Origin of the sequence: Mycobacterium sp. PO1 (assembly GCF_017312405.1) — a bacterium.
Lineage (GTDB): Bacteria > Actinomycetota > Actinomycetes > Mycobacteriales > Mycobacteriaceae > Mycobacterium.
This window is the reverse complement of sequence record NZ_BLTG01000016.1, coordinates 11,987-31,350: the sequence shown is the minus strand read 5'-3', so window position 1 is coordinate 31,350 and position 19,364 is coordinate 11,987. Positions and strand designations below refer to the sequence as shown.

The 19,364-nt window shown below is 67.9% G+C and carries 22 protein-coding genes and 1 tRNA gene; 13 read left to right on the top strand and 10 right to left on the bottom strand.

The window, feature by feature from the left end:
- Positions 1–7: 7 nt before the first annotated feature.
- From J3476_RS06775 to J3476_RS06760, 4 genes are all read left to right on the top strand, one after another.
- Positions 8–1,723: a thiamine pyrophosphate-binding protein gene (locus tag J3476_RS06775; RefSeq protein WP_207065726.1), complete on the top strand. Its 1,716-nt coding sequence runs from the start codon at positions 8–10 to the stop codon at positions 1,721–1,723.
- A 27-nt stretch (positions 1,724–1,750) separates the two neighbouring features.
- Entirely contained in the window at positions 1,751–3,175 is a 1,425-nt protein-coding gene (locus J3476_RS06770; protein ID WP_207065725.1) for an aldehyde dehydrogenase family protein, read from the top strand.
- 130 nt (positions 3,176–3,305) lie between these two features.
- Complete coding sequence (locus J3476_RS06765; RefSeq protein ID WP_207065724.1) at positions 3,306–4,091, top strand: VOC family protein; 786 nt, start codon at positions 3,306–3,308, stop codon at positions 4,089–4,091.
- Between the two features lie 183 nt (positions 4,092–4,274).
- Positions 4,275–5,531, top strand: coding sequence for a KasA/KasB family beta-ketoacyl-ACP synthase (locus J3476_RS06760; RefSeq protein WP_373889036.1), 1,257 nt, complete (start codon positions 4,275–4,277; stop codon positions 5,529–5,531).
- Positions 5,532–5,608: 77 nt separating this feature from the next.
- Here J3476_RS06760 and J3476_RS06755 read toward each other — a convergent pair whose 3' ends face one another.
- A complete protein-coding gene (locus tag J3476_RS06755; RefSeq protein ID WP_207065722.1) occupies positions 5,609–6,154 on the bottom strand; it encodes a nuclear transport factor 2 family protein in 546 nt (181 codons plus the stop codon).
- Between the two features lie 189 nt (positions 6,155–6,343).
- Here J3476_RS06755 and J3476_RS06750 point away from each other — a divergent pair, with 189 nt between their 5' ends.
- Entirely contained in the window at positions 6,344–7,069 is a 726-nt protein-coding gene (locus J3476_RS06750; RefSeq protein WP_207065721.1) for a 3-keto-5-aminohexanoate cleavage protein, read from the top strand.
- Here J3476_RS06750 and J3476_RS06745 read toward each other — a convergent pair.
- A complete protein-coding gene (locus tag J3476_RS06745) occupies positions 7,059–7,505 on the bottom strand; it encodes a cupin domain-containing protein (protein ID WP_207065720.1) in 447 nt (148 codons plus the stop codon). The two genes, J3476_RS06750 and J3476_RS06745, sit on opposite strands and share 11 nt — an antisense overlap.
- A 25-nt stretch (positions 7,506–7,530) precedes the next feature.
- Here J3476_RS06745 and J3476_RS06740 point away from each other — a divergent pair, with 25 nt between their 5' ends.
- Together J3476_RS06740 and J3476_RS06735 are read left to right on the top strand one after the other, a co-directional pair.
- Positions 7,531–7,977, top strand: coding sequence for a hypothetical protein (locus tag J3476_RS06740; protein ID WP_207065719.1), 447 nt, complete (start codon positions 7,531–7,533; stop codon positions 7,975–7,977).
- A complete protein-coding gene (locus J3476_RS06735) occupies positions 7,974–8,570 on the top strand; it encodes a GNAT family N-acetyltransferase (protein ID WP_207065718.1) in 597 nt (198 codons plus the stop codon). Before J3476_RS06740 ends, J3476_RS06735 begins: the two co-directional genes overlap by 4 nt.
- 9 nt (positions 8,571–8,579) lie before the next feature.
- Here J3476_RS06735 and J3476_RS06730 read toward each other — a convergent pair whose 3' ends face one another.
- The 4 genes from J3476_RS06730 to J3476_RS06715 form a co-directional block, all read right to left on the bottom strand.
- Positions 8,580–9,029 carry an Hsp20/alpha crystallin family protein gene (locus tag J3476_RS06730; RefSeq protein WP_152518584.1) on the bottom strand — a complete coding sequence of 150 codons (450 nt, stop codon included), beginning with the start codon at positions 9,027–9,029 and terminating at the stop codon, positions 8,580–8,582.
- A 129-nt stretch (positions 9,030–9,158) separates the two neighbouring features.
- Positions 9,159–10,019, bottom strand: a complete 861-nt coding sequence (locus J3476_RS06725; protein ID WP_207065803.1) for a winged helix-turn-helix transcriptional regulator — start codon at positions 10,017–10,019, stop codon at positions 9,159–9,161.
- 30 nt (positions 10,020–10,049) lie between these two features.
- Positions 10,050–11,570 carry a carotenoid oxygenase family protein gene (locus tag J3476_RS06720; protein WP_286182683.1) on the bottom strand — a complete coding sequence of 507 codons (1,521 nt, stop codon included), beginning with the start codon at positions 11,568–11,570 and terminating at the stop codon, positions 10,050–10,052.
- Positions 11,567–12,784, bottom strand: a complete 1,218-nt coding sequence (locus J3476_RS06715; protein WP_207065717.1) for an acetyl-CoA acetyltransferase — start codon at positions 12,782–12,784, stop codon at positions 11,567–11,569. Before J3476_RS06715 ends, J3476_RS06720 begins: the two co-directional genes overlap by 4 nt.
- 187 nt (positions 12,785–12,971) lie before the next feature.
- Here J3476_RS06715 and J3476_RS06710 point away from each other — a divergent pair, with 187 nt between their 5' ends.
- From J3476_RS06710 to J3476_RS06700, 3 genes are all read left to right on the top strand, one after another.
- The gene (locus J3476_RS06710; protein WP_207065716.1) at positions 12,972–13,658 is read left to right on the top strand and encodes a GAF and ANTAR domain-containing protein; all 687 of its coding nucleotides are present in this window, start codon (positions 12,972–12,974) and stop codon (positions 13,656–13,658) included.
- Positions 13,659–13,737: 79 nt separating this feature from the next.
- Positions 13,738–14,448, top strand: a complete 711-nt coding sequence (locus J3476_RS06705; protein WP_207065801.1) for a ZIP family metal transporter — start codon at positions 13,738–13,740, stop codon at positions 14,446–14,448.
- Positions 14,445–15,293, top strand: a complete 849-nt coding sequence (locus tag J3476_RS06700; protein WP_207065715.1) for an alpha/beta fold hydrolase — start codon at positions 14,445–14,447, stop codon at positions 15,291–15,293. The genes J3476_RS06705 and J3476_RS06700 overlap by 4 nt, the downstream gene beginning before the upstream one ends.
- Here the strand turns inward: J3476_RS06700 and usfY are convergent.
- From usfY to J3476_RS06685, 3 genes are all read right to left on the bottom strand, one after another.
- On the bottom strand, positions 15,290–15,601 hold the full coding sequence (gene usfY / locus J3476_RS06695; RefSeq protein WP_207065714.1) for a protein UsfY: 312 nt from the start codon (positions 15,599–15,601) through the stop codon (positions 15,290–15,292). The genes J3476_RS06700 and usfY overlap by 4 nt on opposite strands.
- 63 nt (positions 15,602–15,664) lie before the next feature.
- Positions 15,665–16,573, bottom strand: coding sequence for a haloalkane dehalogenase (locus tag J3476_RS06690; protein ID WP_207065800.1), 909 nt, complete (start codon positions 16,571–16,573; stop codon positions 15,665–15,667).
- Positions 16,574–16,636: 63 nt separating this feature from the next.
- A tRNA-Arg gene (locus J3476_RS06685) sits at positions 16,637–16,709 on the bottom strand.
- Positions 16,710–16,860: 151 nt separating this feature from the next.
- Here J3476_RS06685 and J3476_RS06680 point away from each other — a divergent pair.
- Genes J3476_RS06680 through J3476_RS06670 form a run of 3 tightly spaced genes read left to right on the top strand, consistent with a single transcriptional unit; the run spans position 16,861 to position 18,380 of the window.
- Positions 16,861–17,520 (top strand): hypothetical protein, encoded by a 660-nt coding sequence (locus J3476_RS06680; RefSeq protein ID WP_207065799.1) that lies wholly within the window; start codon positions 16,861–16,863, stop codon positions 17,518–17,520.
- Complete coding sequence (locus tag J3476_RS06675; protein WP_207065713.1) at positions 17,517–18,110, top strand: cytochrome c oxidase subunit 3; 594 nt, start codon at positions 17,517–17,519, stop codon at positions 18,108–18,110. The genes J3476_RS06680 and J3476_RS06675 overlap by 4 nt, the downstream gene beginning before the upstream one ends.
- The gene (locus tag J3476_RS06670; RefSeq protein WP_207065712.1) at positions 18,111–18,380 is read left to right on the top strand and encodes a cytochrome C oxidase subunit IV family protein; all 270 of its coding nucleotides are present in this window, start codon (positions 18,111–18,113) and stop codon (positions 18,378–18,380) included.
- Positions 18,381–18,416: 36 nt separating this feature from the next.
- On the opposite strand, the gene J3476_RS06665 is transcribed toward J3476_RS06670, so the two are convergent.
- Complete coding sequence (locus J3476_RS06665) at positions 18,417–19,241, bottom strand: LLM class F420-dependent oxidoreductase (RefSeq protein ID WP_207065711.1); 825 nt, start codon at positions 19,239–19,241, stop codon at positions 18,417–18,419.
- Positions 19,242–19,364 lie beyond the last annotated feature (123 nt).

Below are 19,364 nucleotides of genomic sequence, written 5' to 3'. Positions count from 1 at the left end.
AATGACGATGGGTGTACCTGTCTACCAACGCATTCTCGACCTGTTCGAGGCCGAGGGCGTGAACACGTTGTTCGGCATCCCGGACCCGAACTTCGTGCACATGTTCTCCGAGGCGCACGCGCGTGGCTGGTCCGTGGTCGCGCCGCACCACGAGCTCAGTGCCGGGTTCATGGCCGAGGCGGCCTCCCGGATGACGGGCAGGCCCGGTCTGTGCATCGGGACGCTGGGGCCGGGGGTGGCCAACATCGCCGGGGCCATGATGTGCGCGTTGGTGGAGAACTCGCCGGTGATCTTCCTCGGCGGGCAGCGGGCCCGCGTCACCGAACGCCGGGTCCGCCGCGGCCGGATCCAGTTCGTGCAGCAGGAAGGCCTGTTCGCGCCGTCGGTCAAGTACAGCAGCTCCATCGAGTACGCCGACCAGACCGATGAGATCATCCACGAGGCGATTCGCCGGTCGATGTCCGGAACCCCCGGCCCGTCGTATGTGGAGTTCCCCTCGCACGTGATCCTCGAAGAACTCAGTGTCGGGGACGCACCCGAGCCCTCGGCCTACCGGCTGGTGAACCAGGGCGCGGGTGCCCGCGAGGTGGCCGAGGCGGTGGAGCTGATCCGCGCGGCCAAGAGCCCCGTGCTGCTGGTCGGGCACGGCGTGCACACCTCGCGCACCCAGCAACAGGTCAAGGAACTGGCCGAGTTGATGGCCTGCCCGGTCGTCCAGACCTCGGGCGGAACGTCGTTCATCCCCGGCCTGCAGGACCGCACCTTCCCCTATCTGTTCTCGCCGGCGGCCAACCAGGCGGTGGAGGAGTCCGATCTGTGTGTCGCGTTGGGTACCGAACTCGGTGAACCCATGCACTACGGGCGCACCCAGCATTGGGCAGACAACGACGCGAATCGCAGATGGGTGCTCGTCGAGCAGGACCCGACGGCCATCGGTGTCAACCGCCGGATCGACGTCCCGCTGGTGGGTGACCTGCGCGGCGTCGTCCCCCAGCTCGTCGAGGCCTTGAAGGACAGCCCGCGTTCTCCGTCCGACAGCCTCGACACGTTGATCAAGGCGAACGACGCGGAGCTCGCGCGGGTCGCCGACGAGGCGCCGAGCGGACGCACGCCGGTACACCCGGCGCGCTTCGTCGTGGAGGCCACCAAGGCGTTCGACGAGTTCGCCGAGGACGGCATCATGGTGCGCGACGGCGGCGCCACGGTGATCTTCCAGTGGACCTACTCGCAGACCAAGCCCCGCGACGTGATCTGGAATCAGAACTTCGGTCACCTCGGAACCGGCCTGCCCTACGCGGTCGGCGCGTCGGTGGCCGAGGGGCGCAGCAGGCCGGTCATGTTGCTCACCAGCGACTCGGCGTTCCTGTTCCATGTCGCGGAGCTGGAAACGGCGGTGCGGGAGAACATTCCGCTGGTGTGCGTGGTGGGGGTGGACCATCAGTGGGGGCTGGAGGTGGGCGTGTACAAACGCACCTTCGAGCAACCGTCACCGCAGCCCGGTGTGCACTGGAGCAAAGACGTCCGGATGGACAAGATCGGTGAGGGCTTCGGCTGCCACGGTGAATACGTCGAGAAGGAAGACGAGATCGGTCCGGCCATCCAACGGGCCTACGCCAGCGGCAAGCCGGCCGTCGTGCACGTCTGCATCGACCCGAAGGCGAACTCCGAAGAGATGCCCAAATACGACCGCTTCCGGACCTGGTATGCAGAAGGCACCCAGTAACGGTTCCGACTGAGGGAGAGTGGAGTCATGCGCGAATACCTGAAGTTCTACATCGACGGCACCTGGGTCGACCCGGTGAGGCCCAACACCCTCGAGGTCGACAACCCCACCACCGAGCAGGTCTCCGGCGTCATCGCGATCGGATCGGCCGCCGACGTCGACGTCGCGGTGCAGGCGGCCCGCAGGGCGTTCGCCTCCTGGTCGCAGACCACCCGCGAGGAGCGCCTCGATGTGCTGCAGGCGATCCAGGCCGAGTACCAGAAACGGTCGGGCGACCTCGCAGACGCGGTGAGCGAGGAGATGGGCGCTCCGCCGTCGCTGGCGGCCGGACCTCAGGTGGCGATGGGAGCCGGTCACCTCATGACCGCCATCGACGTCCTGAAGAACTTCTCGTTCGAAGAGCAGCTCGGCAACACCCTCGTGGTCAAGGAGCCGATCGGCGTGTGTGGGCTGATCACGCCGTGGAACTGGCCGATCAACCAGATCGCGTGCAAGGTGTTCCCGGCGTTGGCGACCGGGTGCACGATGGTGCTCAAGCCGTCGGAGGTCGCCCCGTACTCGGCGCAGATCTTCACCGAGATCGTCGACGCTGCAGGCGTTCCCGCCGGGGTCTACAACCTGGTCTACGGCGACGGGCCGGGTGTGGGCGTGGCGCTGTCCAGCCACCCCGACGTCGACATGGTGTCGTTCACCGGATCAACTCGAGCCGGGGTGGAGGTCGCCCGCAACGCGGCGCCCACCGTCAAACGGGTCACGCAGGAGCTGGGCGGCAAGAGTCCCAACATCGTGCTCGACGACGACGCGTTCGCCGACAGCGTGACCGCCGGGGTCACCACGATGATGCTCAACAGCGGACAGAGCTGCAACGCGCCCTCGCGGATGCTGGTGCCCAACTCGCGGATGGACGAGGCCAAGGAGATCGCCCGCACCGTCATCGAGGGTGTGAAGGTCGGTGACCCCTCCGACAAGAAGGCCATCGGTCCCGTGGCGTCGCAGGCGCAGTTCGAGAAGATCCAGGGGTTGCTCCAGAAGGGCATCGACGACGGCGCCACGGTCGTGGCCGGAGGCACCGGCCGGCCGGAGGGTCTGCAGACGGGCTACTACGTCAAACCGACGGTGTTCGCCGATGTCACCAACGACATGACGATCGCGCGCGAGGAGATCTTCGGGCCGGTGCTGTGCATCCTCGGCTACGACGATCTCGACCAGGCCCTCGAGATCGCCAACGACACGGAGTACGGCCTGGCCGGCTACGTCTCGGGCGCTGATCTGGACGCGGCCCGGGCGGTGGCGCGGCGCATCCGTGCCGGTTCGGTCGCGATCAACCACGGCTTCGACCTGAACGCCCCGTTCGGTGGCTACAAGCGCAGCGGTAACGGCCGCGAGTGGAGCAGCTTCGGGTTCGACGAGTACCTGGAGACCAAGGCCACGCTGGGTTACGCGCCGGCGTAGCCCACGATCGCGGCGGCCCCGGGCGGAAATCCGCGACCGGGGGCGCCGCGATGCCGCGACGGGTCGATGAGTCTTCCGGTCGGCGACGGTCAGCACGGGTGTCGTGATCCCTGACTTTCGAGGAGCTGTCATGCCCGTCCGCGAAACCGCCCCGCTCGGCGCACCCATCTGGATCGACCTCACCACCTCCGACCTCGACGCCGCGCAGGAGTTCTACGGCGCCGTTTTCGGCTGGACGTTCGAGTCCTACGGTCCCGGATACCACGGCTACCTCAACGCCCTGTGCGATGGCCGGCCGGTCGCCGGGATGATGGCCAACGATCCGCAGTGGGACATGCCGGACGGCTGGACCGTCTACCTGCACACCGCCGATATCCGGGCCACCCTCACGCAAGCCGCGGCGGCCGGCGCGGTGCTGTGCGCCGAGGGCGGCGCTGAGCCGATGGAGATCAAGGACAAGGGCTGGATGTCGGTGTTCGTCGATCCCGCCGGTGCGGTGGTCGGGCTGTGGCAACCCGGTGGGCACCGCGGCTTCGAGGTGGTCGGGGAAGCCGGTGCGCCCGCCTACCACCAGCTCACGACCCGTGACTACGGCGCGGCGCTGCAGTTCTATTGCGACGTGTTCGGGTGGCAGACCGAGACCGTCTCCGACACCGACGAATTCCGCTACAGCACCGCCCTGTTCGACGGTGAGGCGCTGCTGGGTGTGATGGATGGATCGGTGCTGCCCGAGCAGACCACATCGACGTGGTCGGTGTTCCTCGCCACCGACGACGTCGACAAGACCGTCGACCTGATCGTCGAGCGGGGTGGCAGCGTTGTGCGCGCCGCGGAGGACACCCCGTACGGGCGGTTGGCGGCCGTGGCCGATCCGACCGGCGCCGGGTTCAACCTGACATCGCTCGCCGACCGGTGACGCGACCTGCTCATGCCCGAGGCTGCTCGTCGACGGCTGAGGTCGCTCGTGGCTGCTCGAGGCTGCTGAGGTCGCCCGTTTGACGGATCAGGTCACCGGTTCGACGGCTGCGGTCGTTCGTTGACGGATGAGTAAGGCTTGACGTAGCGGGTAGCCCCTGCGCCAAGATAGGCAGGGGGTGAGATGGCGATGACGAGTGCGACACAACGGAAGCTGCCCGACGTCGTGGTCACCGGCGTCGCGATGACGACCGCGCTGGGCACCGACGTCGACACGACCTGGCAGGCGCTGCTGGACGGCCGAAGCGGGATCCGGCTGCTCGAGGACGAGTCCATCACGCGCTATGACCTGCCCGTTCGGATCGGCGGACATCTGTTGGAGACGTTCGACGACCAGTTGACCGAGCACGAGGTCGAACACCTGTCCTACGTGCAACGGATGGCCATGGTGCTGTCGCGAAGGGTGTGGCGCGACGCCGGCGAACCCGATGTCGACACCCGCCGGCTGGCGGTGTCGATCGGCACCGGTGCCGGCGGGGTCGAGCGCCTCGTGTTCGCCTACGACGACCTGCGCGCCGGCGGTGTCGAGGCGGTGGCGCCCGACACGGTGCCGATGTATGTGCCCAGCGGCGCCTCCACCGCGGTCGCGGTGGAACGGCACGCGGGCGCCGGGGTCTTCACGCCGGTGTCGGCGTGCGCGTCGGGATCGGAGGGCATCGCGGCGGCCTGGCGCCAGATCGTGCTCGGTGAGGCCGACGTCGCGATCTGCGGCGGAGTGGAGTCGCGAATCGAAGCAGTGTCGATCGCCGGATTCGCCAAGATGCGGATCGTGCTGTCGCGCAACAACGAGGATCCCGCAGGTGCCTGCCGGCCATTCGACCGGGACCGCGACGGTTTCGTGTTCGGTGAGGGCGGCGCCCTGCTGGTCATCGAAACCGAGGAGCACGCCCGTGCTCGCGGCGCCCGGATACTGGGGCGGCTGATGGGCGCCAGTGTCACCTCCGACGGGTTCCACATGGTGGCCCCCGATCCCAACGGCAGACGGGCCGGGTTCGCGATGACCCGGGCGATGCAGCTGGCGGGTCTGCAGCCCAGCGACATCGACCACGTCAACGCCCACGCCACGGGCACCACGGTCGGCGACGTGGCCGAGTCGGTGGCGATCAACAACGCGATGGGCGAGCACCGCCCGGCAGTGTTCGCGCCCAAGGCCGCTCTCGGGCATTCCGTAGGCGCGGTGGGCGCGGTGGAGGCGGTGCTGACGCTGCAGGCGCTGCGGCATGGGGTGGTGCCGGCGACACGCAACCTGAAGAACCTCGACCCCGACGTGCACCTGGACGTCGTCGCCGGTTCGCCGCGCCCGGGCAACTACCGCTATGCGCTGAGCAATTCGTTCGGCTTCGGTGGCCACAACGTGTGTTTGGCGTTCGGTCGCTACTAGTTGGCACGCTGCGCGACGGCGGGTAGAGGTGAAGGTGGGTAGATCCGAGATCTACGTCACGGCGGCCCACGCGAACCTCACACACGGCCGCCCAGCAGCGAGAACAACGCGAACGACGGATCATCCGGGCCGAGACTGCCTTTGAGAGAATCCCTGACCATCGGGTGACCGAGGTCCACCGACGACGGGTCGTGCACGTGGGCCCAATCGGTGACGATGGTCCGCTCGAGGAATCTCCAGGTGCCGTCGCGCTTCTGGTACTTGTCGAGGTACCGCCCACCGACGATGACCTCGGTCTCACCGTGTTTCGCGGCGAAAGTGTGGGTGGCGATGCTGTAGATCTCCCCCTCCGCGCGATCGCCGTCGATCGCGAAGTTCACGGTCGTGATGTGATGCTGCATCGACCGCAGATGCTTACGGGACGCGGCGAGCCTGCCCAGGAAGTCGTCGACCGAACCCGTCGAGAAAGCCCCGTGCCCGTCCACCGCGTCGGGGTGGTACATCCCGCGCAGCGCCTCGTTGTCGCCACGGTCCACGGCGCGGCAGTATCCGTGCACCAATTTGCGCAGCGCGTGCTCGTCGCGCATCTCCTGCAGGACCGGGTCTGGAGGCGTCGTCGGCATCGTGCCACGGTATCGGAACGTCCCCACCCCCATCATGACGCTCACCTGGAACGACGAGTCCGACGGCCAGGCCGTCGGACTCGCAATCCGTTCGGCCTCGGTGGCCACAACGTGTGTTTGGCGCTCGATCGCTACCAGAGCGTGCCCGGCACGCTGCGCGCGACGGCGGGTAGAGGTGAAGATGGGGAGATGGCCAGTCCCAAGATCTATGTCAAGGCGTGCATCAACGGTGCCCGCACTCCGGACCAGCATCCGCACCTGCCCGTCACGCCCGAGCAGCTCGCCTCCGAAGCGGTGGCGGCACACCGGGCGGGGGCGCTGGCGGTGCACATGCATCCCAAGAACGCCGACGGGGTGGACTCGCTGATGGCTGCTGAGGTGGATGCGGCGGTGTCCGCGGTGCGCCATGCCGCTCCGGGGCTGCCGCTGGGGGTGACGACCGGGTATTGGGCGTTGCCCGACGCCCAGCAGCGGCTGCGTGCCGTCGAGAGCTGGACCGTGCTGCCCGACTTCACGTCGTTGAACTGGCACGAGCCCGGGTCACCCGAGCTCGCCGAGGTCATCCTCGGCCGGGGTCTGGGTGTCGAGGTGGGCATCTTCCATGCCGAGGCCGCCGAGTCGTGGGCCGCGTCGGACATCGCCCCGCACTGCATGCGGGTGATGATCGAGCTGGGCCCCGACGGTGACGTGGCGACGGCGGACGAACTGATCTCACTGGTGGGCGCGGCGGGCTCACCGGCGCCGGTTCTGCTGCATGGCCTCGACGAAAGTTGTTGGCCACTGCTCGAACACGCGGGAGTGAGGGGAGTGCAGACCCGCATCGGTATGGAGGACACCCTGCGGCTGCCCGACGGATCCACCGCCCAGGACAACGCTGCGCTGGTGTCCGCCGCGGTCGAGCTGCTCAGTCGGTAGACGCGCCCAGGACGAAGTCGGCGAAATCGAACCCGGGCACGACGACGCAGCTGACCAGGCAGGGCTCGTCGCCGCGTGGCACGGCGCGCTGCCAATATCCGGGCGGCACGACGTACTGCGGGCTCTCACCGGCCATGATGTCGGCCCCCAGCACGTGCGTCGTCGCGTCGTGCTGCTCGGCGCCGACCTCGAGCAGTAGCGGACCCCCGGAGTGATACAGCCACAGCTCGGCGCTGCGAACGGTGTGCCAGGCGGACTGTTGGCCGGGCATGAGCAGGAACAGGATCGCGGTTCCGGCGTTGCGGGGACCGGTGTAGTCGGGCGGGAGCACCGATTGCGGAATCCTCAGATCGCTGCGCCAGGTCTCACGGAACCAGCCGCCCTCGGGGTGCGGGGAAAGGTCCAGCCGACGCGCCCATTCGGGGAGATCGCTCATCGGTTCACCCTAGTAGTCTTTGCCCATGGTTCGCGCGTATCCGGGTTGGCTGGTCGCGCTGTGTGCGCTGGTGGTCGCCGTCAGCGCATGGTTGCCGTGGCTGCGGTCGTCGGCCGCGGGCGGCGGACGCGCCAACGGCATCGGCGGTGTGGCCGGCGTCATGCCGGTGCCCCCGCCGGGCTTCGGCGTCGGTCAGCTGATCGTCCTGCTGGCGGCGGCGCTGGTCGTTGCCGGGGCGATGGCGGCTCGCGGGATCTCAGCACGAATGGCTTCCACTGGTGCGCTGACCATTTCGGTGGCGATCGTGGTCCTAGCGGTCTGGTACTACCGGCTCTACGTCTATCCGCCGGTGTCGGCCGCCTACGGACTCTATGTCGCCGGGTCGGTGGCCGTGGTCGCCGCGGTGCTGTCGGTGTGGACGATGCTGGCGGTCTGGCGGTCGACGCCCTCGTCCGTGCGCGGAGCCTCGTGACGATGCTGGTCGAGCCGGTGGAACTGACCGGGCAGCGCTGGGTGAGTCTGGAACCGCTTGGCCGTGAGCATCTTCCGGAGATCGACGCAGTGGCTGCCGACGGCGAGTTGGGCGGACTGTGGTTCACCGGCGCGCCCAAGGCCGGCTCGTCCGCGCAATGGGTCGATGCGCGGCTGACGGTGCAGAGTCCGGCGACCGGGCTGACGTTCGTGGTGCGCGACAAGGGCGGCACGTTGATCGGTTCGTCGAGTTACCTGAATGTCGACGGGCCGAACCGCCGCCTCGAGATCGGTCACACCTGGTACGTCTCGCCGGCGCGCCGGACCGGTGTCAACGCCGAGACCAAGCTGTTGATGCTGGGACATGCGTTCGACGAATTGGGTTGTGTCGCGGTCGAATTCCGGACCCATTTCTTCAACGCGGCCAGCCGTGCCGCCATCGAGCGGTTGGGCGCCAAACTGGACGGCGTGCTGCGTAGCCACCAGCTGCTGCCCGACGGATCGCGCCGCGACACGATGGTCTATTCGATCCTGGACATCGAATGGCCGGCCGTGCGGTCCAACCTGCTCTTCCGGCTGGACCGCAACGGCTGACCGGGCCGGTTACTCGGATTCGACGGTCGTCGGTTGGATGGACTTCTGATTGCCGGAGTGGCTGACCTCGACCTTGCGCGGTTTGGCCTTCTCGGCCACCGGAATCGTCACCGTGAGCACGCCGTTCTCGTAGGTCGCCGAGATCGCCGCGGAGTCGACGCCGTCACCCAGGGAGAGTTGGCGCCGGTAGGTGCCGAAGAACCTCTCGTTGGCCAGCCACTGCGCGGACTCGTCAGACCTGGCGGTGCGGTGCGCGGAGATCGTCAACGTGCCGTTGTCGACATTGACGTCCACCGAGCCGGGGTCGACACCGGGCAGGTCGGCGGTCAGGACGTAGTGGTCGTCGATCTTGCAGAGGTCCATGGGCATGAACCGGGGGGAGCGATTCGATCCGGTCTGGCTGGTCAGCAAGCCCCGGGTCAGAGCGTCAAGGTCACTGAACGGATCAAAGCGAAGCACAGCAATCCACCTCCTATGTCACGTCAGAGCCCGCCACCCCGGCGGGCAGCCAAATCACTGTGCACCAGCGAGATTAGCACTCTCAGTCCGAGAGTGCCAGCGGTTGAAGCCGGCAGTTTCCGATGCTTGTCACCCGGCCACGGGGATGATGTGCGGACCGCGCAGACGTTCGCCGCACCGGTCGCATTCCAGCACCGGAACGAATCTCCGGCCACACCTGTTGTGGGTCAGCACGACCGCGGGGCCCTGCGCATCGCCGAAGACGTTCTGCGCCCAGTGCAGCGCGCACACCAACACCGGGAAGAACGCTCGGCCCTTCTCCGTCAGGGCGTAACCGTCGTCGTGGCGGGCCAGAATCTCTTCTGCGGTGAACGTCGACAACCGCGCTGCGATGGTGCCCGGCGGCGTGCCGAGCTGCTGCTGGAAGTCGGTGAACCGGCTGACACCGACGAAGGCCGCCACCAGCAGAGCGAAGGCCCACCGGTCGCCGATTACGCTCATGGTCTGCGGGAAGAGCACGCCCGCGCTCGACCGCCGATGAGGTGACCGGCGGCGGTTGGCCGACGCGGGGATCGACCGCTGCCACGATCCGGTCGGCCCCCACCGAGCGCTGACCTCGCCGTGGACGACGGCCTCACCGCAGGCCCGGCAGGCCACTCGCGGTGCGAAGCTGCTCCGGCACAGACTGTGCCGCATGGACGGTAGCGGCTGGGCGTGGTCGGGAACCCAGGCACGCTCCCACGCCCAGACCGAGGTGAGCATCGGCCACAGCGCGCGGCTGCGAGCCGTGGTCAGGTACTCCGAGCGCGACGGGCGGGTCTGATACTCACGTCGGATCAGCAGATCGTCGCCGACCATCGACTTCAGCCGTGAGGTCAGCACCGCACTCGAGATCGGCAAGGCCCCGGCGAACTCGGCGTAGCGGCGGCCGCCGAGCAGGGCCTGTTGGGCGATCAACAGCGTCCACTCGTCGCCGAGGACGCCCAGCATCTTCGCGACCGCATTGGGCTGGTCGGGCAATCAGAGTCCGATCGCGGCAGCCGCGGTGTCGGTGTCGCGCCACCGTCGCAGCTCGGCGCCGGCCACCCACGTCGAGTGGGTGCCGCTCGAGATACGTTCGGGCAGCGCGATCGTGCACACCGGCCCGTCACCCACCCGGGCGGCGTCGAAGACCAGGCAGAACGATGCGTCCGCGGTCATGTCGGTCGTCAGGGTCACCAGGTATCCGTCGTCCTCGGCATTGCCGCCGGGGCGGGGCGCCATCGCCGTCTCACTGCCGTAGACGCCGTCACCGAAGGTGAACGCCTCCTCCGCTCCGGTCTGCAGGTCGTGGCGGACCAGGCCGTCGAACAGAAACCACCCGGGTATCGCGGTGGCGGCGTAGGCGTAGCGGTAGGGGCGGCCGGCATGGACGGGGTTGATCATCCCGAATTCGGAGATCGTGTCGGTCAGCTGTTCTTCGCGTACCGCACCGGTTCTGAGGTTGAAGCGCCAGCGATGCAGCCGCGCCTGCATGCGGTCGAGCGCCAGGAAACGAAAGGCGCGCTGCCACTTGGTTCCTGCGCCGTCGTCGGCAGGCTCCGGATCACCCTGGTAGAAGCCGTCGAGCACGATCTCGTCGCCGTCTTCGAACGCGTTGGGGAAGTGCAGGACGTACGTGGGGTCGGCCTCGAACCAGCGGATCTGGGAGGTGTCACCGCGCCGGGGAAGCACCGCGAACCGGGAGGGGATGTCGCGATGGAAACGGGGGAGGTGCATGTTGTGCTCGAGCAACGCGGGATCCCAGAACAGCGGGAAGTCGTTGAAGATCACGTAATTGTCGGTGAAGGCCATGTCGTGGGGCAACCGCGGCCCGGGCAGCGGAACATCGGTGCGGTGCACGACGTCACCGTCACCGCTGACCACCCCGTACCGCAGATAGGGCGCCTGCTTGCTGTAGCTGAAGTACAGCAACTCGCCGGTGCGCTCATCGACTTTGGGATGCGCCGAAACCCCCCAGTCCGAGGGAAACCCACCCTGCCAGGCCTCCTTGCCGAGCGCGGCGCCGGTGCAGGGATCGGTGCGGTACAGGTCGCCGCACTGATAGTGGCTTGTCAGCGCCACCCCGCGGTGCACCACCACGTCGGTGGACGACGCATCCTTCATCAATGTTCTTGCACCCCAGCCGTAGTCGACGCGGGCCAGTTCGACGGGTTCGGCGATACCCGGCCACAGGGGCCCGCCGGCCCGGTTCTCCGCGTCGAAGCCGTCGGTGCGCACGAACCTGTTGCGGTAGAACGCCTTCCCGTCCCGAAAGCCCACGATGTGCAGCATGCCGTCGCCGTCGAACGGGTGGTAGTTCTTCAGCGCCGGGTGCAGCGGGTTCTCAGTGTTGCGTAGATACACGCCGTCGAGGTCGGCCGGCAGTTCTCCGGCGATCACGGTGAGGTCGTCGGAATCCCACTCGCACGTCTGAGGCCGCCACGGACCGGTGCGGTAGGGATGGTCGTCGTCCTCGGGCAGCGTGGACAGGAACTTGCCGACGATCTCGGCGTGGGTCACGGCGCACTCCTGACGACGAAGCTGACGGTGGTGGAGGTGCTGCCGCCGAAGTTCAGGGTCGCGAACGTCGCAGCACCGTCGACCTGGTAGTCGCCGGCGGTACCGCTGACCTGTCGCGTGGCGTCGAGCAGCATCCGGATTCCCGATGCGCCGACGGGATGCCCGCCGCCGATCAGACCGCCACTGGGGTTGATCGGGAGCCGCCCGCCACGCTCGATCTCGCCGTTTTCGATGGCCTTCCACGACTCACCGGGACCGGTCAACCCGATGTGGTCGATCGCCATGTACTCGCTGGGAGTGAAGCAGTCGTGTACCTCGAAGCCGTCGACGTCGTCGAGGGTGACGTGGGCACGGTCGAACGCGTCGAGCACCGTGGCCCGCACGTGGGGGAGGACGTAGGGGTCCTCGCGCGAGCGGTCCAGCTTCTGCTGCAGGCCGAGACCGACGGTGCGGTGGCCCCACCCGGCGATCCTGGCCAGCGGACGGGCGCTGGGGTGGGTCCGCAGCCAGTCGTCGGTGACCAGCACGACACCGGCGCCGCCGTCGGTGATCTGGCTGCAGTCGAAGCGTCGCAACCGCCCCTCGACCACGGGGTTGATCACGTCGTCATCGGTGAGGGGGTCGGGAACCGACCAGTCCCGGGTCTGGGCGCGGGGGTTGGCGCGTGCGTTGGCCAGGTTCAGCGACGCGATCGACCGCAGGTGCGCCTCGTCGAGTCCGTAGCGGCGGTCGTACTCGGCGGCCACCCGATCGAACATGTGCGGCCACATGTACTTGGCGTCGTCGCCTTCGTGACCGGTCCATGCCGCCGCGCCCAAAATCGTCGTCGCGACGTCACCGGGGACGGTCTTCTCCAGTTCGATCCCGATGACCAGAGCGGTCCGGCAGGCGCCCGAGCGCAACTCGCTCAGTGCCGCCAGGGTCGCGACGCTGCCTGAGGCGCAGGCCGCCTCGTGGCACGACGCCGGCGTGCCCCACAGCCCGTCGTCGACGCTGGCGGGCATGGCGCCGAGATGGCCCTGACCGGCGAACATCTCCCCGAAGGCGTTTGCGACGTGCACGGTTTCGACGTCCTGCGCGTCCATGGCGGCGGACTCGAGTGTGCCGTGCAAGATCTCGTCCGTCAGATCGGAGAAGTCGCACCCCTCACGGTGGACGTTGCGCGCGAAATCGCTCTGATACCCGCCGAGCACCCAGACATCCGGCCACGCCACAGCCGAACAGTACTACAACTAACAGAGTGACTAAAAGGAGGCGGCTCCGTCGGCTGCGTGTCTGAACCGACGGAACCTGAGCAGAAGCAACGGTCGACCGCCCCCTCTGCCTCGACCGTGCATTGCCCGCGGCGGCCTCCGGCAAACCCGACTCCGTGTACCTTGCTCACCGGAGGGAATGTTTTTCATGACTGATGCCAACCAGCACGAGCTGGCTCAGCGGATGGCCGAGTTGGCCCGAACCGTCGCGGGGCCGCGCAGCGTCGATGAGGTGCTGACCGAAGTCAGCGCCGAGGCCAAGGACCTGATCGCCGGGGTCGACGCCGCGGGAGTCCTGTTGATCGGCAAAGGCGGTCGTTTCCGATCGGTCGGGGTCACCTCGGAGCTGCCGCAGCGGCTCGACGAACTGCAGATGAGATACAGCGAAGGCCCTTGCGTGGAGGCCGCGGTCGACGAGCTGATCGTGCGCAGCGACGACCTGCGCACCGAGCGACGCTGGCCGATGTACTCGGCGGCGGCCGCAGCGCTGGGAGTGCGCAGCGCGTTGTCGTTCAAGCTGTACACCAGCTCGCAGACGGCGGGCGCCCTGAACCTGTTCGCGCTCGAGCCCGGCGCGTTCGACGCCGAGGCCGAGACGATCGGTGCGGTTCTCGCCGCCCATGCCGCCGCGGCGATCATCGCCAGTAGACAGAGCGAACAGCTGGAGTCGGCGCTGTCGACGCGGGACCGGATCGGTCAGGCCAAGGGCATCATCATGGAGCGCTACAACATCGACGACGTCGCAGCGTTCGACATGCTGCGCCGACTCTCCCAGGACGGCAACACCAAGCTGACCGAGATCGCCGAGCAGGTCATCCGGACCCGGGGCACGTAACCGCCTCCACCACAACTGAGCCGAAGCCGGTAGATCCAGCGCACACTTCATGAGGAGTCGGCGGTGAGAGGAGGCTGACATCGGTGCAGTGACAACCGCGGCCTCGCTGGTCGTGTTCCCGGTGCTGGCGGGTGCCGTCGGGGGCGCCGTCGCGGTGTGGCGCCCACCGTCGACCGCGATGGTCAGCGGCGTGCAGCATCTGGCGGCCGGCATCGTCCTGGCTGCGGTAGCCGGCGAAGTGCTGCCGGAGCTGCGTGACCAAGGGCCGCTGTGGCTGATCGTCGTCGGATTCAGCGCAGCCGTCCTTCTCCTTCTGCTGATGAGTCGTTTCGAGGGACATGGTGACCAGTCCTCGGGCGTGCCGGTCGGCTTTCTGGTCGTCGTCGGCGTCGACCTGGCGATCGACGGCCTGCTGGTGGGAGCCAGTGCTGCCGTCAACCGCGATACCGCGACGGTCATCACCGTGGCACTGACCGCCGAGGTGCTGTTTTTGGGCTTGGCGGTGGCGTTGCAGTTGACCCGCGGTGGGATGAGTCGCTTCGTGGCCGCTGAGATCACCGCCGGGCTCAGTCTGATCGTCGGTGTAGGCGCGCTCATCGGCGCAGCAGTGCTCACCGACGCGAGTGCCGCGGTATTGACTCTGGTGCTGGCGTTCGCCGCCGCTGCGTTGCTGTGGTTGGTGGTCGAGGAATTGCTCGTCGAGGCTCACGAGACGCCGGACCGGCCGTGGATGGCCGCACTGTTCTTCGTTGGTTTTCTGGCTCTGTTCGTTCTGGAATCACTGCGATGAGCGGTCCGCTCTCCGGGTGGACGATCACCGGTGACGGTGTGCGGCTGCACCACCTGGAGGCCGGTTCCGGCCCAGCCGTGGTTCTACTGCCCGGGTGGTCGCTGACCGCGCAGACGTTCTCGGCTCAGCTGGCCGAGCTGTCGCTGTCGCGGCGGGTGGTGGCGATCGATCATCGCGGCCACGGCCGATCGTCCACCCCGCCGGCCGGCTACCACCTGCATCGCCTCGCAGCCGATCTCGCTGCGGTGCTGAGCACGCACAACCTCGACGACGTTCGGCTGGTGGGACACTCCATGGGTGCCGCGGTGATCTGGTCCTACCTGGAACTGTTCGGGACCCATCGACTGCGCTCTGTGGTGTTCGTCGACCAGATGCCCTGCGCGCTGCGCAATCCCGCGTGGAACGATGCACAGGCAGCCGAGGCCGGCGCCACGATGGACGCTGCCGCGCTGTTCGCCTTCACCGACCTCCTTCGGGGTGAGGGGCCCGACCCGCGCAGCGGCTTCCTCGCCGAGACGACATCGCCCGGGGTGTCAGCCCAGCGGCTGGCCTGGCTGTCCGATCAGGTCGCGATGTTCGAGCGGCGGTACGCCGCCGACCTCATCTTCGATGTCGCGACGCACGACTGGCGCGCGCTCATTCCGCGGATAGACCTGGCGACATTGGTCGTCGCCGGTGACTCGGTCAACGTGCCGATCGCCTCGCAACAGTGGATCCGAGACCGGATCACGGGCTCGCGTTTCGCGCGGGTCGAGGGCCTCAGCGGTGGCACGCATTTTCCGCACTGGGAAAACCCCGCCGCGTTCAACGCGGCGCTGACGGCGTTCTGGAACTCGGCTGACTAACTGGCCTGCAGGTGTCGGTGAGGCTCGGGATGTTCGGCCAGCCACTGGCGCTCGACCCGCTTGACGCGCCGGTGTTCCAGTGTGATCGCGATGGCGCCGGCGGTGACCAGTGCGCCGGCGATCAGACCGAGCACGATGGACACGTCGCGTTCGCCGTATGCGGTGGCGGCGACGGTGCCGGCGATCAGCACGGTGCCGATCCCGATGAGGATCAGTCCGGGAAGCCAGAGCGTGTCGATGAAGGACTCACCGGCGTGCGGTTGCGTGGTGCGGGCGTGGTCCACCGGGTCGCGATGCGCGCCTTTCATGGCATCTCCTTTCTTCTGAAGAGATGCCTTCAGCGTACGCCCGCTGTGAGCTGGATCACATAGTCATGACGTCTTGGTCATCATCCACGAGATCATCCGATCGGCCAGCTCGGACCCGCAGTCCTCCTGCACGAAGTGGGAGCCGTGCAGCCGCGCGTGGGGCTGACCGGCCGCACCGGGAATGTGCCGGATGAGCGGCGCATCGGCGCGACCGAGGATGGGGTCCTTGCTGCCGAACAGGGCCAGGAACGGCTTGTCCCAGCGACCGAGCGCCTCCCACGCGGCCCGGTTGGCGGGGATGGCCGGATTGTCCGGTGAGGTCGGCACCAGCTGGGGGAACGCCCGCGCTCCGGCCTGGTAGCGCTTGTCGGGGAACGGTGCGTCGTAGGCGGCGCGCACGGGTGCGGGCACCTTGCTGGTGGTCCCGACCGCGACCAACCGCCCCGCCGGGAGAATGGGGGAGTACTTGGCGAAGGCGCGCCAGACCTGGAACGCCGGCGGGGTGGGGCGGTCGGCGATCGGCAGGAAACCGTTGCCGACGACGAGGCGGGAGAACCGCTGGCCCTGCTCGCCGGCGATGCGCAGGCCGATCAGAGAGCCCCAGTCCTGGACGAACGCGGTGATTCCCGTCAGATCCAGCGTCTCGATCCACGACGACACCCACTGCACGTGCCGCAGATAGGTGTAGTCCTCGAAGCGGGTCGGTTTGTCGGAGCGGCCGAACCCGATCAGATCGGGTGCCAACACCCGGTAGCCGGCGGCGACCAGCGGCGGGATCATCGTCCGGTACAGGTAACTCCACGTCGGCTCGCCGTGCAGCAGCACGACCGGCTCACCGTCGCGCGGTCCTTCGTCGACGTAGTGCATCCGCACCGGCGTCGTGTCGGCTGCCGAGACGTCGACGTAGTGCGGCGCGAACGGGTAGCCCGGCAGGTTCGCGAACCGGGATTCGGGGGTGCGCAGGATGTCCATGAACACCTGACGGTAGTCCGGGGTGACCTCTGAGGGAATGGCGTAGTGGCTGGGATGAACGAGTGCCCCCGGCAGGATTCGAACCTGCGACACCGGCTTTAGGAGAGCCGTGCTCTATCCCCTGAGCTACGAGGGCATGACCGCTGGGAGCTTACCCGGCCGACGCGTTGCGCCCGCAACGGCCGATCCCGAGTTATGGCAAAAGTGTCAAAACTTGGAGCGGCGGCGGTAGCCTGCCAGCCGTGGAGCTGACACTGCAGCGAATCGGCGCGTGGGCCGGCACGATCATGATCCTTCTCTACGGCACCAGCTTCTCCGGCATCGCGCAGCTGTTCCCACCCCTGTCGCCGGTGTCCTCGGCCGACGAGATCGCCGCGTTCTTCACCGACCACAAGCTCTGGGTGCGCTTCGGGGTGTCCGGCGCGCTGCTCTCCGCTGCGCTGGCGCTGCCGTTCCTGGCGACGATCGTGCTGCGCATCCGCCGCGCCGAGGGCGGCTTCGGCATGCTGTCGATGACCCAGCTGATGGCCGCGACGGTGTTCGTCCCGGCGTTGATCTTCCCGCAGTTCTTCCTGGGAGTGGCCGCCTACCGCCCCGAACAGCGCTCGGCCGAACTGACCCAGGCGCTCAACGACGTCTTCTGGCTCTGGTTCATCGGCATCGTCGGCACCATCATCGTCCAGAACGTCACGCTGGCGATCGCCGCGTTCGTCGACCAGGGTGACCCGCCGACCTTCCCGCGCTGGTACGGCTACCTCAACCTGTGGGTCGCCATCCTGTCGCTGCCCGGCTGCGTCGTCGTGGTGTTCAACGACGGTCCGCTGGCCTGGAACGGCGTGTTCGCCTTCTACATCCCCGGCCTGGTGCTGGTGATCTGGCTGTTCTCCACCACGGCGGTGATGCTGAAGTCGATCAAAGCCGAGCAGGCAGCGCTGGCACCGGCGTGACCGGCAAGACCGCCACGGCGGCGCCGCCTGGGCAGGCCCGCCGGATCCCCGGGGAGAGCGGCACCTGGGTGTTCCTGTTCGGCGACATGCTCGTCTTCGGCGCGTTCTTCGTCACCTTCCTGGTCGAGCGGGCGAAAGAACCCGACGTGTTCGACGCCGCGCGCACCACCTTGCACCTCGGTGTGGGCGTGCTGAACACGCTGGTGCTGCTGACCAGTTCGCTGTTCGTCGTGCTCGCGCTGGCAGCGACGCGCACCGGTGCGCGGACCCTCGCCACCCGCGCCGTCGTCGCGGCCATGGGGTGCGGCCTGGTCTTCATTGCGCTGAAGGCGTTCGAATACGTCTCGCTTGCCGGCGCCGGTCACGGCCCCGGCGCCAACCACTTCTATCTCTATTACTTCATCCTCACCGGGCTGCACCTGTTCCATGTCTGCCTGGGGCTCGGCGCACTGGCCTTCATGGCCACCCAGACCCGGCGGGCCGAGCTCGGCGTCACCCGTACCGCGCTGGTCGAAGGTGCGGCCTGCTTCTGGCACCTGGTCGACCTGTTGTGGATCGTCCTGTTCGCGCTGCTGTACCTGGTGAGCTGAATGACTGCGCTGAAGCTGCTGAGCAACCGCGCCGGGGTCACCTGGCTGATCCTGGTCGCCGCGACGATCGTGTCGTGGGCTGTCGGGGCCGAGCACGGCACCGGTTCGATGGTGGGGGTGGTGGTGCTGGCCATCGCCGCGGTCAAGGTTCGGCTGGTCGGGCTGGACTTCATGGAACTGCGCCATGCGCCGATCCCGCTGCGCGCCGCGTTCGAGCTGTACTGCGTGGGGATGTGGGCGCTGCTGTCGGGGCTCTACCTGTGGCTGTGACCACGTCACAAAACCGGGCTACCTCAGCAGCGCGGACTACTTCAGAAGCGCGATGACCTTGCCGAACGCCTCGACGTGGCGCGCCTGCACGATGACGTAGCTGATGCCGTAGGTGTCGCGGTAGCCGCGCAGACGCTCGGCTATCTCGTCGGTGCTGCCCGACAGGACACCGGGGTGGCGCAGCAGCTGCTCATCGGTCAGGCCGGGCAGCGACCGCCGGGCGATGGCCAGGTCGGGCGCACCAGAGTCGTCCACCGGCATCGCGGTGATGGCGACATTGAGCTCCAACTCGTCGAATCGTTCCCCGGCCGCGTCCCGGACGAATCCGATGCGCTCGGCCAGTGGATCGTCACCGGGCTCGGCGGGCCGGTCACCCCCGGTCAAGCCGATGATGTCGGCCCAGCGCGCCGCGATGCGCAGCACCCGGTCACCGTTGCCGGCGATCATGATCGGCACGTCGGGCAGGTGTTCGGCCATGTACTCGCAGGTGTCGCGCAGGTGGTCGACCCGTTCACCCGCGCTGGGGAACCGCAGACCGGCCGCGTCGAATTCCTCCTTGACGTAGCCCGTCCCGAGCCCCAGTTCGAAGCGGCCCTCGGACAGCTCGTGCAGCGCACCGACATCGCGCGCCAGCAGCGCCGGCCGGTAGAACGCCGAGTTGACGACGAATGTCCCGACCCGCAGCGCCGGAGCGGCCAGCGCGATGGCCGTCATGACCGGGAACGGCGCCGGGCCACCGAGGTGGTCGGGCACGTGCATCACGTCGAACCCGAGATCCTCGGCGCGGCGCGCCGACTCCCTCAGCGAGCCCAGCGAGCGCACCCGCGTGACACCGACCCCGAACCGGAAACCCTTGGCCACGAAATCGATCGTAGGACCTGAGGTTTGAGCCCGAGGGGCGCTGGGCATAAAGGGTTTCGACTTTTCACGATGATCCGGCCCGTTGTGCACACTCCGACGGGCCGGATCAAATTTCTTCCAGGG